10 protein-coding genes are annotated in these 16,560 nt (G+C 35.8%); 5 read left to right on the top strand and 5 right to left on the bottom strand.

The genetic code is table 11. The features are described from left to right. Positions 1–13 precede the first annotated feature (13 nt). A complete protein-coding gene (locus tag Q2T41_RS11535) occupies positions 14–1,051 on the top strand; it encodes a substrate-binding domain-containing protein (protein WP_304436213.1) in 1,038 nt (345 codons plus the stop codon). A gap of 78 nt (positions 1,052–1,129) precedes the next feature. On the opposite strand, the gene Q2T41_RS11540 is transcribed toward Q2T41_RS11535, so the two are convergent. From Q2T41_RS11540 to Q2T41_RS11560, 5 genes are all read right to left on the bottom strand, one after another. Further along, positions 1,130–2,788, bottom strand: coding sequence for a RagB/SusD family nutrient uptake outer membrane protein (locus Q2T41_RS11540; protein ID WP_304436214.1), 1,659 nt, complete (start codon positions 2,786–2,788; stop codon positions 1,130–1,132). Positions 2,789–2,830: 42 nt separating this feature from the next. Then, positions 2,831–5,905, bottom strand: a complete 3,075-nt coding sequence (locus Q2T41_RS11545; RefSeq protein ID WP_304436215.1) for a SusC/RagA family TonB-linked outer membrane protein — start codon at positions 5,903–5,905, stop codon at positions 2,831–2,833. Positions 5,906–6,289: 384 nt separating this feature from the next. Further along, positions 6,290–7,183: a hypothetical protein gene (locus Q2T41_RS11550; RefSeq protein WP_304436216.1), complete on the bottom strand. Its 894-nt coding sequence runs from the start codon at positions 7,181–7,183 to the stop codon at positions 6,290–6,292. A gap of 185 nt (positions 7,184–7,368) precedes the next feature. Continuing rightward, a complete protein-coding gene (locus tag Q2T41_RS11555; protein ID WP_304436217.1) occupies positions 7,369–8,004 on the bottom strand; it encodes a response regulator in 636 nt (211 codons plus the stop codon). After that, a complete protein-coding gene (locus Q2T41_RS11560; RefSeq protein ID WP_304436218.1) occupies positions 7,994–9,991 on the bottom strand; it encodes a sensor histidine kinase in 1,998 nt (665 codons plus the stop codon). The genes Q2T41_RS11555 and Q2T41_RS11560 overlap by 11 nt, the downstream gene beginning before the upstream one ends. A 181-nt stretch (positions 9,992–10,172) precedes the next feature. On the opposite strand from Q2T41_RS11560, the gene Q2T41_RS11565 reads away from it, so the two are divergent. From Q2T41_RS11565 to Q2T41_RS11580, 4 genes are all read left to right on the top strand, one after another. Then, positions 10,173–10,595 (top strand): hypothetical protein, encoded by a 423-nt coding sequence (locus Q2T41_RS11565; RefSeq protein WP_304436219.1) that lies wholly within the window; start codon positions 10,173–10,175, stop codon positions 10,593–10,595. Positions 10,596–10,601: 6 nt separating this feature from the next. After that, entirely contained in the window at positions 10,602–14,540 is a 3,939-nt protein-coding gene (locus tag Q2T41_RS11570) for a M4 family metallopeptidase (protein WP_304436220.1), read from the top strand. Next, positions 14,537–15,247: a hypothetical protein gene (locus Q2T41_RS11575; RefSeq protein WP_304436221.1), complete on the top strand. Its 711-nt coding sequence runs from the start codon at positions 14,537–14,539 to the stop codon at positions 15,245–15,247. Before Q2T41_RS11570 ends, Q2T41_RS11575 begins: the two co-directional genes overlap by 4 nt. Positions 15,248–15,413: 166 nt before the next feature. After that, on the top strand, positions 15,414–16,547 hold the full coding sequence (locus tag Q2T41_RS11580) for a PQQ-binding-like beta-propeller repeat protein (protein WP_304436222.1): 1,134 nt from the start codon (positions 15,414–15,416) through the stop codon (positions 16,545–16,547). Positions 16,548–16,560 lie beyond the last annotated feature (13 nt).

Below are 16,560 nucleotides of genomic sequence, written 5' to 3' on the forward strand. Positions count from 1 at the left end.
TAAAGGTTGAAATTTGAGTATAGGTATTAAGCAGATAGCGGAATTGGCCAATGTTTCAATTGGCACGGTTGACCGTGTGCTGCATAAACGAGGTGGGGTGTCCAAAGAAACAGAACTTAGGATACTAAAGATTATTGAGGAAAACGGCTATCAGAAAAATACAGTAGCAAGTAGGTTAAAGCTCGCTTCTGTAAACAAGATAAAATTTGCTATATTATTACCAGAATCAACATCGACCTCAAATTATTGGGAACTGCCAAAATTGGGCATTGCAAATGCCTTGGATGAACTAAAGGAATTTGGCGTGCGTGGCGATCATTATCAATTTGCAGGTTCATCATCATCTTCATTTAGAAAAGGATGTAGTCAAATTGTATTAAAGAACTATGATGCGGTCATAACGGTACCTTTTTTTGAAAAAGAATGTAACATGTTTTTGGAAGCCTCTAAAAAAAGAAAATTGAAAGTCGTTTTTTTAGATACCGAAATACCATTAAAATATCCTTCTAATTTCATAAGACAAAATTCCCATAAGGCAGGTATGGTAGCCGGCAGATTGCTACATGGGCTGGTAGGGGATAAAGGAAAATATTTCATTGTAAATACGTATAACGATGTGGGTATACAGGTTAACAATAAACAACGTGAGGACGGTTTTAGGTCCTTTTTTAAATCGTTGAAAAAGGATGTTATGATCAAGACAGTAAACCATCCTTTGAACGAAGCATTGGAAATTACGGAAGAAATGCTTTCTTGGTTTAAAGGAGATAGCCCAAAAGGAATTTTCGTTACCAATTCAAGGGCACATTTAATTCCTGAAATTTTATCGGAGTATAGCGTTAGCAATACCTCATTATTGGGTTTTGATCTAAACGATAAAAATTTGAAGTACCTAAAAAATGGAAAAATTGATTTTTTGATCAATCAACAGCCTAAATACCAAGGTTATGCGGCCATAAAGAATTTATTCAATTCCTTGACCAAGCAAGATAGTGCAGACCTTGATCTTGATATTCCCGTAGAGATATTTGTAAGGGAGCATTTTATGTAATAGTTGCTCATAAAAAAATCCTCCTAAAACTATTTGGTTAAAGGAGGATTAAACTAAAACTAACTCAAACTAACAATATTATTGTGGATAGCCCGGGTTTTGCGGGTAGCCACCCAACGCCCTATCTATTTGATTTTGGGGTATTGGTCTTACTGTGTGGTAATCTTGTATGTTGGGAGATGCTTGCGGGTTGTACAACCTTGTTCGTTCTACCAATTTGCCCGTTCTGGTCAAATCTGGCCAACGATGGCCTTCGCCTACTAATTCTCTAGCCCTTTCATCAAGTAAAAAATCCAAATCCACATCTGCCGGGGCAATCTGTGAGGCCGCTTCTTGGCCTGGAACCGCCGCCCTTAATCTAATTACATTGATGTCGTCCGCCGCACCTGAAGGATTGTTTTGCTGTAGCTTGGCTTCAGCTCGCAACAAATAGGCATCTGCCAATCTCATTAAGATAAAATCTCGTTGGCCGTTTACTTTTTGCCTATCTGGTCTAGTTGGATCTATCCATTTGTTCATGGATGGAAAAAGACGTTCGTTATATTCATCATTGCTATAGACCAAGTAAGGTACTTCATTCTGTCTTGATTGTGGCCAATCTACATCTTTGCCGGGTCCTGGAATATAAATGGCCGTATCGCCAATTGCCAAGGCCGCCCTTGCAGGTTCTTCTCCTACGGCATCCGTAGCGGGTTCTTCTTTGTTGGCATACCATACATGCTTAAATGAAGCGTCATATCTTGTATCTACGGACCTGTCCCAAAGGGTCAGCATAAAATCCGTAGGCCGGTGACGTTTCCATGGCCTACCGTTTGCAATATCCCTTGTCATTCCTCTTCTTACATCATATTCATGTAGAAAATAAAGGTGCCATCTATGTCCAAATGGGTCGACATCACTATCTACTTGAGATTTTGAATTTGGAACTACAAAAACCATTTCGCTGTTTTCTTGATTATCTATATCCCATAAATCCGCAAAGTTGGGAAGTAGGGAAAAGTTGTAATTGTTAATAACATTGCTGAACAAGGTTTCTGCCCTTGACGCGTCAGAAGTTTCCGCAAATCCTTGATAGCTTCTCGTTAATAGTGCCTTACCCAATAAAAATTCTGCTGCAGGCTTAGTGGCCCTACCATAATCAGATTGCTCATCGGGTAAATTGGCTATGGCATATTCTAGATCGGGTATAATTGCTTGCGCATAAATTTCTGATTGTGAGGTTTTGTTGGCCTCTACTTCTACGCCTTCCGTTTCCTCTAAGCTAAGGTGGGCGTCACCAAATGTGGTCACGATATTAAAATAAAAATAGGCCCTTAAAAAACGTACTTCTGCCAATCTCAACGTTTTTTTGGCTTCATCCATTTCAACATCCGCGGCACGGTTAACAATTGCATTTGCTTGGTTGATTCCTTTATACCAGTTGTCCCATGAATCGGTAATATAACTTTCCGCACCATTAAGTCCGCCATCGTAAAAATTAAAGACTTTATGTCCACCATCCGCCCCATTGGTCCAAATATCTGTTCCAAAGGTTAACATGGCCGCACTAATTTCCTGTCCATAAAAGGGTTTAAAAGTGGAATAGGTTGCTCTAACACCATCTTCTAGGCCACTTTCGGTAGTATAATAAGAGGCAGCTGAAACGTCGGTTACCAGCTCCTCTTCAATAAATTTATCACATGACTTTGTTGTAAAAGCCAGTGCTAAAACTAAGAGTATATAAATTTTTCTGTTCATAATATTTAAATTATTCTATTTAAACTAACAATTTTTTTATGGTTAAAAGGTTGCCTTTAAGGATAATGACCATTGTTTTGTACTAGGTACAACACCACTGTTCAAATCTGTAGAATCTTCTGAAATTTCAGGATCATAGGTATCGTAATCACTTGCAAACCAAAGATTCTGTCCAGATACTGACAAACGTAATTTTTCCATACTCAGTTTTTCAACTATTGAATCTGGTAAATTATAGCCTAACGATATATTCCTTAGCTTAATGAAACTACCATCAAAATAGCGTAACGTTGAACCGTTCCTTGGACTTTCTTGATTTTCATTAGGTCTTGGATAGGCGTTAGTAGGATTGTCAATAGTCCAATAATCTACATCTAGGTTGTTGTATCTACCAAACAAGGCGTTGTTGCTTCCATGAAAATTAGATTGCACAGTGTGGCCTTGTCTAAAGACAAAGAAAATTCCCAAATCAAATCCTTTGTAGGAAAATTTGTTGTTAAAGCCACCATACCAATCTGGTACACCATTACCAATTATTTTTCTGTCATCTGGCGTAATAACTCCATCACCATTTAAATCGTTCAGTTTAATCTCACCCGGGACCTTATTGTCAGCAGCCAAAGCGGCAGCCTCTTCATTGGCTTGCCAAATACCTATTTTTTCATAATCATAGAATACTCTTATGGGCTGACCTATAAACCATCCGTTACCTACATCATCCAGTGGATTTCCATCCGCATCCGTTAAGGCAAGTTCCGTTATTTCTTCATTATAGGTAGATAGATTTAAATCTACGTCCCAATTAAACCCATCATCTGGGTTATCAATGATACCACCGCTAATAGAGAATTCAAATCCTGTAGTTCTTGTACTTCCTACATTCTGTAAAACATTCTCGTAACCAGAGGTAGATGGCAGACTTCTTTCCAATAATAGGTCTACGGTATTGGTTCTAAACCAATCAAAAGAACCTACCAAACGATTATTGAAGAACCCATAATCCAAACCAATATCCAACGTTTTTGAAACCTCCCAGGTCAAATCCTCGTTGGGGATTTCGTTTAGGCCAAATCCTAACGCGGGTGATTCTCCAAAGGCATATACTGAACTTGCCAACCTACCTGCAGTTTGGTATGGCAGTACGGAAGTGTTGCCTACTTCACCATAAGATGCCCTTAACTTCATTTCCGAAACCTGTGTCTCCATTAAAAAATCTTCTTGGTCTAAACGCCATCCTGCAGATACACCCGGAAAGTATTTCCATTGGTTGCCAGGGGCCAATCTAGACGAGCCATCCGCACGTAAGGATGCTTGAAACAAATATTTGCTGTCAAAATCATAATTGATCCTTCCCATAAAAGAAGCTAGGGCCCATTCCGTCAATCCGGATTCTAATACCCCACCTTGGGTTGCAGAACCTAGGTTATAAAATGATTGTGATTCATAGGGTATACCAGTTACATTACCGTCATTATATTCAACCCTAGATTTCTGTATACTCTGTAAAAGGGTAACCTTTAAATTTTGTCTATCCGTTAACGCCGTATTATAGGTCAATAAATTTTCTAGGGTATAACCAAGGTCGTTAACATTCAATATACGTGCTCTACCAGGTCCTCCACGGTTGGTGTTGGTTAAACTTCCTGCAAATGTTCCTCTTCTTCCTATTCTAATATCAGGACCAAAAGTAGTGGTCCATTTAATACCTTCAGCAATATTGATATCCAAATAAATGGGAGCAAATATTCTTGTTTGCTGCCTTTCATCTATAAAAGCTCCTTCTACTAGTTCATTTAAAGGATTTGTACGGATACCATCATTAGTGGGAAGAAATTTTAAATCACCATTTTCATCATATGGAACCCCTAAGGGGTTATTGGCCAAGGCTTCACCTAAAGTTGCATTAGAACCCCAATTTTGTTCCGTTCTGGCGACAAGGAACGATGCACCGATCTTAAATGTATCGTTGATCTTATGGTCCACGTTCAAACGCCCGGAAAAGCGTTCAAAATCTTGGTTGGATATAATTCCCTGCTCTTTAAAATAACCTATTGATGTACTGAACGTGGTATTTTCCGAACCTCCGCTTACACCTATTTGATGATTGGTCTGATACCCATTACCGGTAACCAAATCCTGGTAATCCGTTGAGCGACCTTGTGCCAATGATTCTAATTCAATTGGGTCTAAAAATACTTCAGTATCCGCAGGTATGGCTCCGTTCCAGCCAATACGTCTGGACTCTCTTTTTAAATCTGCAAACTCCGCACCGTTCATCATATCCACTAATCTTGTGGCAGAGGTTGTACCGTATCTACTGCTATAGGTAATTTTGGTTTTTCCAACCTTACCACGGTTGGTAGAAACCAATATAACACCATTTGCACCCCTGGAACCGTAAACGGCCGTTGCTGCAGCATCTTTAAGTACTTGCATGGAGGCAATATCATCTGGATTGATATCCGCCATAGAATTTGGTCCGTCAATTAAAGGAATACCGTCAACTACATACAACGGATCGTTAGATGCGCTTATCGAACGTCTACCACGAATCCTAACCGTTGGGTTCTGTCCGGGTCTTCCACCTGTGGACTGTACATCAACACCGGCTATTTGCCCTTTGATGGCATCTATACTACTGGATACCTGTACAATACTTAATTGTTCGGCACTTACGGTCTCAATAGCACCGGTTACCTCACCTTTCTTTTGGGTACCGTATCCTACCAAAACCACTTCATCCAACAAAGAAGCGTCCGGTTCCAGAGTTACATTAATAGTAGTTCTGCCGTTGACCGCAACTTCGTTTTTACCATAGCCTACATAGCTGAATACCAATGTACTGTTAGATGGGGCACTTATACTGTAATTCCCGTCAAAATCCGCTACAGATCCCATAGTAGTGCCTTTGACAACGACACTTGCACCTGCTAGAGGTATGCCGTTTTCATCCAGTATCTGACCCGTAACGGTTGTTTGGACATCTTCGACTATTATTGATTTAGATGAATGATCTGAATTTCCCAAAATTGGGCCTACTGCTAAAATGCCAAGTACGGCAGATAACAGTAAACTCTTTGTTTTCCGACTTAATTTTTTAATGTGTTTTTTTTTCATTTGTTAAGTGTAATTAGGTAGTTAATTAAAGTTGATTTTTGAGCTATAATTATAAATTAAATAGGAGGTGTTCTTAATTAATCTTTTTAGTACATGGAACCAGTAATATTGTAAGTTTTTAATTTATTGAATATTCGTTAACGTACACGGATTGTTAAAAAATGTTAATTAAATGTAATAAAATTATTTATATAAAAAATAAAATATGTAATAATAGTGCCAAAATATTGCTATTTCATTAAATAATAAACATTAAATTATGGTATTGTTAAAGTAAATATTAAAAAATTAAAGAAATAGAGGTAAGTTTAAAAAGTGTTTGCAATCTTAAAAATACCTTTTAATATTAAGTAAAAGTAGCAATGACTATAAGAGGAATTTATACTATTTTACACTGATCAAAACCGCTTCACAGCTTTGTAGGTCTGAGTTTAGAATTATGTTTTCAGCCTTTTTTCCGTCTGAAATTTCTAATGAAACCGTATTAGGTGGAGAACTACCTAAATTATGGGCATAGAGAAATAAATCGTTAGGTTTGTCTGGGTTCAGTTTTATATTGAACGCTTGTTTAAAATAGGTGAGATAATATTTTGAAACAACAGATACACCATTGAGATAAATGGATACAATATCCCCGTCTTGCCTACCATGATCCCAAATTTTGACAATAATATTTTCAGAATCGAATTCAAATTTTTTGGTATACGAAATTTTTCTACCTTCAAAACTTTCTCGTAAAATCGGTTCTTTTTTAATTTGTGGTGCAGGTTCCGGGGTAATATTCACTAAGGTTTCCGTATTGCTGCTATTTTTTTTGTTTTTTACTTTCTTTACGGGAACAGGGTTGGCGTTTGCCAATTGTTGTTTTTTCTTTCTTTCATCAGATGCCGCATTGGTAATGGTGAAGAACGGTGTAACCTTTTTTGCAATTTTGAATTTATTATCAGGAAAGAGTTCTATGGCTACTACTTGATATCTATTGCCTGAACCAATATTCTTTGCCAATTCTATTCCTTCTTCAAACCCATCATTTTTAAAGGTTCCCAATTCTTGTACGACCATTTCATTGCGTACCAGAAAAAAACGAATTGTTTTACTCGTATCAATATGTACTGTGTTCCATTCTAAAGCAACTTTATTTGGTATGTTCCATACTGTATTGGAATTGGGTTGGGTAAGATTTATTACAGCTGTAGCATTATCTATATTGTCTTGCCCATATGAAATTGCTGTTAACAGGCTTAAAAGATATAAAAATAAAAAATGGGTTTGACGCATATATAAAGTCTTATTTCAAAGATAATATTTAACTTTAACATGAAATTTATCAGAATTATTTACCAGTTTTTGAATTATAGCTATAAGAATAGGAATTGCATAATTTAACTTTCAACGAAAACTAATTAATAAGTGTGGGTTGAAATAGGTGCTCTTGATTTATGGCCGTAGCCCTATTTAAATATCTAAATTAATTTTTTTTCAATGGCAACTTTAATTAAAGATGCAGCATTAGAGACTTTTAATTTTTGCATTAGATTACGCCTATGAGTCTCGACGGTTAATGGACTTATAAATAATTCTTCGGCAATTGTGTTAGTCGTTTTACCTTCTGAAATCAAAGCAAGAACGTGTTTTTCTCTACGCGTTAATTTTGGAGCGGCTTTCGTGTCTTGGGCAACAGAGTCTGCAAGTATTTTTTGAATTTCACTACCAAAATAAAACCGTCCTTGATGTACTTGGTTAATAGCTTCAACTAATTCATTGCTTGTAGCATTTTTTAAAAGGTAACCTTTTACTCCATTTTTAATCATTTGGTTAATGATGCTCGGTTCTGAATAGGTGCTTAATCCTAAAATTCCAATATTTGCCCTTTTATTCAGAATCATACCAACCATTTCAACGCCATTAATGTCGGGTAGGTTTACATCTAACAATATAATATCGCACGTGTCATTTTCTAAGAATGCGAGGGTATCATTTCCGTTGGTAAAATAATTTTTAATATGAATAGTAGTTTCGCCTGCTAAGAGAGTTTTTAAACCTTCTATAACCATTGGGTGATCATCTACAATTAGTACGTTGATAGCTTTAGGCTGCATCTATATTGATATGTACGTTAACGGTTGTGCCTTCATTTAATTCTGAATTGAAGTCTAAATTACCCTTTAGATAGGCTACTCTTGTCCTTAAATTTAATAATCCCATACCTGTCGTTGCTTCATCTGATATTTCTTTTATAAAGCCAATACCATTGTCCTCTACTGTAATATCTACATTATTTCCTTCACGCATATATTGTACCAACACTTCAGATGCCTTGGCATGCTTAACAGCATTGTTGATTAGTTCTTGAATAACCCTATACATTGTAACCTGTTGATTTAAATCAATTCCTATTTCATTGCCATAAAACTGTAATAATACTTTGGTTTCATTACCTGTCATGCTACTACAATAATCTTTTAAAGCAGCTTCTAGGCCAAATTTCACTAAAGTTTCTGGCATCATATTTCTGGCAATAGACCGTAGTTCGGTTAATGAATCGCTTAAATCTTTCATAACCTTCTGCAATTCTTGCTTTGGATATTTTATAGGTTCATCCTTATCTAATTTAGATAGGTTTAAACTTATTCCAGAAAGTCTGCCTCCAAGTCCGTCATGTAAATCGATTGCCAATCTTTTACGTTCTTTTTCTTGCCCTTCGATCATGGCCGAAAAGATTTTATTTTGCTGCTCTTGTTTTAGTAAGTTCATTTCCGATTCATGTAAATGTTCTTTTTTTCTTGCTTTTCTAAGACGTTGATTATAGATATAGTATCCACCAAATAGTAAAAATGCCAGGGCAGAAGCCAAACCTATTAACAGATATGTTTGTGATTTTTTCTTTTCATTTATAATGGTCAGTGCAAGAATCTTTTTTTCATTTTCAGCGGCATCATATTTTAGTTCAAGTTCTTTTATATTCTTAAGTGTTTCTGCAGTGCCTAAGCTATCATAAATATCAATGGCCATAACATAATCGGTATAGGCATTTTTATAATTTTCTTGGGCAGCTTCGTACTGTGAACGTTTATATAGGCCTTGAAAAATACTCGTTGGCTTTTTCTTTTCTTTTGCCATATTTATATATTCTGTCATATAGGTAACCGCGGCAGGGTAATCGTTATTTTTCTCACTTACCAAGGCATAGCGTTGCAAAAGTGTATAGAATTCTTGATGCATTTGCTGGTTCATAACAATCTCTTTGGCTTTGTCTAGAGAAGAAATTGCTTGGTCATAATTATCTAAACCTGAATGGTAAAGACCTTCTAAAGTGTAGTAAAGATGCCAATCTAATGCATTTGAATCAACATCCAGTAAAGTTTTAGCTTCATTTAAAAACGGACTCATTTGCTGAATAGAATCCATTGAATATAGTAGTTGAGATAACATAAGATCTGTGAAAATGGTCCTTTTTGGTGACGCTAATGTTTTATTGATTTGATTGCTTTTTGCAAAACTATTGTAGGCATCTGTGTTTTGCCCTAAATTCATATTAAGTATGCCAATATTTGTATACACATTAGTTAGAAAATCCATGTCGTTCAATTTTTGTGCAATAGGAATAACCTTATCGGTCATTTCCACCTCTTTTTGCACATCTCCTTTGTAACTATAATTTACAGCTTTAAAATAGTGACCACGTAACCATAATTTCAGATTGGTTCTGGAAGAATCTTTTTGTACAATTTGCTCAATAATAGACAGACCTTTATCTAGGTATTCATCTGCTTTTTTAAGGTCAAAATAGTCCATATATGCACCTCCAATAGAGAATAATGCGGCGGCCTCTCCTCTTTGGTATTTTATTTTTTGGCTTAACGATAAGGCTTCAAATGCTGTTTGGAAAGTTCCTACAGAATCAATTTTACTTAAAACCAACGAAAGTTCAGATAGTATGTTGACTTTGGATGTGTCTGTTTTTACTAGAATCAACTCATTACGTAAACTATCAATTTTTGAAGTATTCCCAAATTGAGAAGTCGCAACAAGTGGTAGTATAAAAAGTAATAATAAAATGCTATAATGAAACGAATTTGTACTCATAAGATAATCTTGAAACTACCAATATACATTTCTTTCAAATAGTATAAATACTTCAAAATCAATATACCTGAAAACCACTAGATAAAAATACGGTTAAGGTGGTATTTCCTATAATAATTAGTGGGTTTAACTTGTGACTATAAATAATACGCCAACCAAACAATATTTTTAAGTGATTGCTATGAAGCTAAAACAAACCATGATTATATTTCTTTTTATCACTCTTATTTCGTGTAAACCACAACATTTTACATTAGATAACCTTCCTGAAAAACAATTGATCTTTGGTAAAGGTGGCGGCATTACCGGTGCTACAGATACATATATTCTATTAGAAAATGGACAATTGTTCCACATGAATTCAATGACTGGAAAATCGGTGGAATTGGAGTCGATTCCTGAAAATAAATCTGAAGCGTTTTTTAATCAATTAAAAGGGTTGCAATTGGCCGAAATTGATTTCAATCATCCTGGTAATGTTTATTATTTTATTGAAGAAGTGGAATTGGATGACTCGTCAAAAATCGTTTGGGGAAGTTTTGAACATGGTGTAAATCCGTTATACAAAGATTTGTATGACAACTTAATGAACCTGTTGAATTAATCGAACATGAGAAGAACACTACGCGTATTTATAGTTTTAAGTTTTCTTTCTACAGCCAGGGTCATAGCCCAAGGTTCTTTTAATGAGAAAAGGCATGAGGATAAAGGAACGACTTCAAAGTCCATTCAACCAAAACCTTTTAATCTTCAACCATTAAAGTCAAATTTGAAAAAAGTACCAATAATCATAGGGAATAGAAATTTTCAAATGCCTTCTATATTTAATCCTGTGAAAACTGAACTCAAATTTAAACACTCTTCTATTAGAAGAAATAAAAATGCGTCATCAATATTCATAAAAAGCAAACCAACTGAAGATGCTAAGCATAGTATGATTCGTTCATCAGAGGTATCGATTGCCGCAACATACCTTTCTGAAATTGCACCTTTATTAAAAATTAACGATGGTCTTAATGAATTTCAACTAACTTCTGAAGTGACTGATGTTCTAGGACGAACACACTTTAAAATGCAACAGGTTTATAAGGGTGTTAAGGTATATGGCGCAGAGGTTATTGTGCATATGAATTCTAATAAGAATCATTTTGCGTTGAACGGCAGCCCAATAGCTACACCATTAGGGGCTAATGTAACACCAAAAATAGATAAAGACGTTGCACTTGTTCAGATAGAGTCAGATTTAGGGGTCTCTCTACGAAAGACCATCACTTCAAAAAAAGAGATGATTTCAGTTCCTAATCCGATTAGTGAGCTTGTGTTTTATCGTTCCAATGAAGAAATAGTTTTAACTCATCATATCACTGTTCATCCAAACTTAAAAGACCGATGGGAGTATTTTATTAATGCACAAACAGGAGCTATACTTCATAAATATTATAATACCTGTACTTTGCTACATGAGTTAAATACATACGAGCTTAATGAAAATAAAGCGATATTTCCGCCAACTACAGGTACTGGTTTGGATCTCAACGATGCATTTAGAGAAGTAAATACCTTCAATAACGATGGAGTAAATTATTTAATAGACATAACCAGACCTATGTATAGCCCAGGGCAGTCGCAAATGCCCGATAACCCGGTTGGTGGAATAATGACACTTGATTTAAGAAATGAAATTGTTGACGAGAATACCAATATATACCATGTGACCAATACAACCAATGCATGGAATAATCCAATTGCTATTTCGGCCCATTACAATGCAGGTATTGCGTATGATTATTTTAGAAACACCTTTAATAGAAATTCTATAAACGGTCAAGGTGGTACTATTTTCTCTTTAATAAATGTAGTTGATGATGATGGCGGGGGGTTAGACAATGCTTATTGGAACGGCACCTATATGTTTTATGGTAATGGAAGGGATGCATTTTCTCCTTTAGCCGGTAGTTTGGATGTGGGCGGTCATGAAATGTCACATGGTGTTATACAGAACACAGCCAATTTAGTTTACGAATATCAGTCGGGCGCCATAAACGAATCTTTTGCCGATATTTTCGGTACAATGATTGACCGTGAAGACTGGCAGTTAGGAGAAGATGTGGTGAGTACCCAATATTTTTCATCTGGCGCTTTGCGCGATATGTCGAACCCTAATAATGGAGGCAGTCAACTTGGTGATAGGGGGTGGCAACCTAAAGATATGACCGAGTATTATACGGGTAGTCAAGATAATGGTGGGGTACATATAAATAGTGGTATCGTAAATAAGGCATATTATTTATATGCCACTGAAATTGGAAAAGATAAGGCAGAACAAGTATATTACAGAACGCTGACAACTTATCTCACGGCAAACTCTCAATTTATAGATCTTAGATTAGGGGTAATTGAATCAGCCATTGATTTATATGGTGCCGATTCTCCAGAAATGCAAGCAGCAATAAATGCTTTTAATGACGTAGGTATTGAAGATGGTACTGCAACCGATACTGAAAATGAAATTCCGAAGGTGACTGGTTCAGAATTTATATTAAGTGTTGATATTAGAGAGGAAGACCCGAACACACTTTATATTTCAGATACCAATGGCGAAAACTATGTGCCGTTGACCACTACCAAAATATCAAAGAAGCCTAGTGTTGCAGATAATGGAAGTTTCGCTATTTATGTTACTGAAGATAATACTATAAACGCAGTATCCTTAGATCAGAACAATATAGAAGAATTTGTAATTTCAGATGAAGAAATATGGGCATCTGTTTCTTTGTCTAAAGATGGGACTAGACTTGCGGCGGTACGAAATGATATAGATGGTGTCATTTTTGTTTCTGATATCATTACTTCAGAAGCTAAGATTTTTGAACTATACAATCCAACAACTGCAGATGGTGTTACTACTGGAGAAATTTTGTATGCCGATGCATTAGAGTGGGATTACTCTGGTCAATATTTAATTTATGATGCCTTAAATAAATTGAATAACGCAAATGGATCCTCAATAGAATATTGGGACGTTGGTTCACTCAGGGCATGGAACAATCAGACAAATACTTTTGGGGATGGAAATATTCAGAAAATATTCACCAACTTACCAGAAGGCATAAGCATAGGCAACCCTTCTTTTGCAAAAACATCGGGAAATATATTGGCTTTTGATTTATTGAATCAGAATAATGATACCTACGAGGTCATAACCGCAAATATCGAAACTGGAGAAGTTAAAACAGTATATCAGAATAATAAAATAGGATATCCTAACTATTCAAAAAATGATGACAAACTTTTGTTTGATACCTATAATGATTCAGATGAGGATATTGCTATAATTAGTTTAGCTGCAGATAAGTTGACACCCCAGGGTTCGCCAAACGTATTGATACCTAATGGTATATGGGGAGTTTGGTATACAGTAGGTGAGCGCGAAACCGCGAGTAGTGAAAAAGAAATAACCGATTTTAGGTTTAATGTAACCAATCCTGCATCTGTAGGGATAATAAGCGGTGAAAATATTAATATATCGATACCTACTAATATTAATTCTCAGAGTCTTATAGCAACATTTGCTCATTCTCAAAAATCCCAAGTTTACATTGGTGAAGTACTACAACAAAGCGGTGTTAATACAAACGATTTTACAAATTCTATTGATTATATGGTGGTAGCGGAAGATGGTAGTACAAAAATATTTACAGTAACCTTAGGGGAAGATGTTTCTTCAAATTCTAATGATGAAGATAGTGACGGGGTTTTGAATAATGAGGACCAGTGCCCGAATACACCACCGAATACTGCTGTAAATACATCTGGCTGTGCAATTTTTTCTTTGCCTACAGATAATTTTAGAATTTTGTCTAAAGGAGAATCTTGTATAGATAGTAATAATGGTAGTATTACCATTAATGCCAATATGGATAATAGCTATATAGCTACAATAAGTGGTAATGGCGCAAATTCATCAATAAATTTTACTACTACAACTTCATTTAGCAATTTAGTTGGGGGAATATATACTATCTGTATAACGATACAGGGCGAGACAGGTTTTGAAAACTGTTTTGATGTTGTCGTTGATCAACCAGATAGATTATCCGTTTCCTCTAAAACCAATCTTACCACTAAATCGGCAACCTTTAATTTATCGGGTGGCTCTTTTTATACCATTAAAATAAATGATGAGGTTTTTAAAACTTCTGAACCTGAAATAACGGTATACTTAAAAAGTGAAGAAAATTATGTCACAATCAAAACGGATAAAGATTGCCAAGGGGTATTTGAAGAAGTTATTGATTTGTCCATAAAAAATAATATTTATCCTAATCCAGTGAGTACAGGTATGATTACGGTACAGCTACGAGAGCCATCTAAAACGGTAATGACCATGCAACTAAATACTTTAGATGGTCGAACTATATTGCTAAAAAAAGTAGAGCCTGGTACTACAATGGTTACGCTAGATGCAGAGATACTTCAAAATGGCATTTATGTACTATCTATAAGTGATCAGCAAAAAATAGAAACATTCAAAATTATTAAGCAATGAGAAACGTACTAAAAATAATCATGGTAATAATTTGCCTAGTTACAAATACGGCTTGCTCTGGTGGAAACGATAATCCTGATGATGAAAACCCAAATGAAAAGGGTGGTCTTGGGGGCGTTACTTTGATTTTTCCCGACAACAATTCTGAGTGTACCGAAGGTGTATCATTAAACGATGCTGAAAGTACAATAACCTTTATGTGGGAAGAAGGTACTAATGTAGATACTTATGAGGTTACTGTTCGTAATCTTATTACAAACAACATAAACACCGTTAACGCGAGTACCAATGAGAAGGCCATCAGTCTTACGAAAAATACCCCTTATGAGTGGTATGTAGTTTCTAAGGCTGCTGGTTCTAATCAATCTCCAAGTAGCGCTAAATGGCAATTTTATAATGCGGGTACAGGGGTAGAAAATTATGCTCCATTTCCTGCTGTTGCGGTGAGTCCTACAAGAGGCCAAACAATAAGTGTTTCGGGTACCATTACGTTAGAATGGGATGCTACTGATGTCGATAATGACCTTAATGATTTTGAAATATTTTTTGGTACATCTAATAACCCTACCGTAAGTATTGCCAATACAACTCAAAGAAGTACAACTACAAATACTAGCTCAGGACAAACATATTATTGGCGTGTAATTACAAAAGATCTAGCGGGTAATTCTTCTAGATCAGAGGTATTCGATTTTAAAGTACAATAAAACTATAGTGATGAAAAAATATATGAATTATGGCAGTATTTTTCTTTTGTTTATTATTACCATCTTTTTTGGAGGATGCACAAAAGATGACGCTGTAGAGCTTGATGAAAAGGGCGAGGTAATTAATCCAGAAGAGGGGCGGCAAATTGTTTCTGGCGACCCATCTTTGAATTCATTTCTAATAACATCAAAAGATGAGACAGTTTATACTGTTGACGCTGAAACGGGTGAATGGACTTCTATATATTCTTTTCCTGATTACACAGATCTAGAACTTGTAGCAGATTATAAGGATGATACTATTTATGTCACGACCGATGATAATTCGATAAATGCACTTAGCGTAACCAATAAAAGATTTCTCTGGGATACGCCCATGCTTGAATATGACTTTAGTAGCAATGGTGTTACACCCCCTATATGTATTGATGGGGTGTGTTATGCTTCTGGTGGTTCAGGTGTAGTGGTTGCGGTCAATCAAAATGACGGATTATTAAAATGGTATTATACAACTGATCCCGATGGTGAGTTAGATTATGTTTTAAATGAAAATGCCATACCTCTTGTATATGGTGATAAAGTTTTTGTTTTTTCAGAAGAAGGATTTGTAATTGATTTACCTGCATATATGCATGTGCTCGATAAAGAAACAGGTACTCTTTTGCGTAAAATAGAATTACCTTATGAAGTGACAGGTACACCATATTTTAAAGACAATGTATTATACCTGCCCGCTAAAAATCTTTATGCGTTAGATGCAGAAACTTTAGATGTTATTTGGACGTTTGAAGCAAATGGGGTGGGCACTCCCGCTGTTTCAAATGGGAAGTTGGTTGTAAATGCCATTCCTACTGGAGAACTTATTTCATCAGTGTTATATTGTATAGACCTTGCTTCAAATAGTGTTATTTGGCAGATAGATACTGGTACAGATACGTTGTGGAGTCCTTTAATTGTACAGAATGTTGTTTTTAGTAATTATGACAATGGATCAAGTTTTGCTTTCACTACAAGTGCTAGGCTTTTTGCATTAAACTTAGCGACAGGAGAACAATTGTGGTACAATAATGATGTCGTAATCGACCATAGTCCTGTGTTCGCTAATGGACGTTTATTTTTCCGTGGACATAATTTAGCAGGAGAAGGGGGTACTGATGAAAATGTGGGTTTATTAAGTATGGATGCAAATACAGGGAGGGTATTATGGTTAAATACCTTTTTTAGATATGGGTCAGCTCTAGTTCCTTTGGTCGTAGCTGAAAATGGAGTTTTTGGTCCTTCATATTATAGGGGTAATTAAAATCAAATTAGTT

Origin of the sequence: Maribacter confluentis (genome assembly GCF_030505015.1) — a bacterium.
Lineage (GTDB): Bacteria > Bacteroidota > Bacteroidia > Flavobacteriales > Flavobacteriaceae > Maribacter > Maribacter sedimenticola.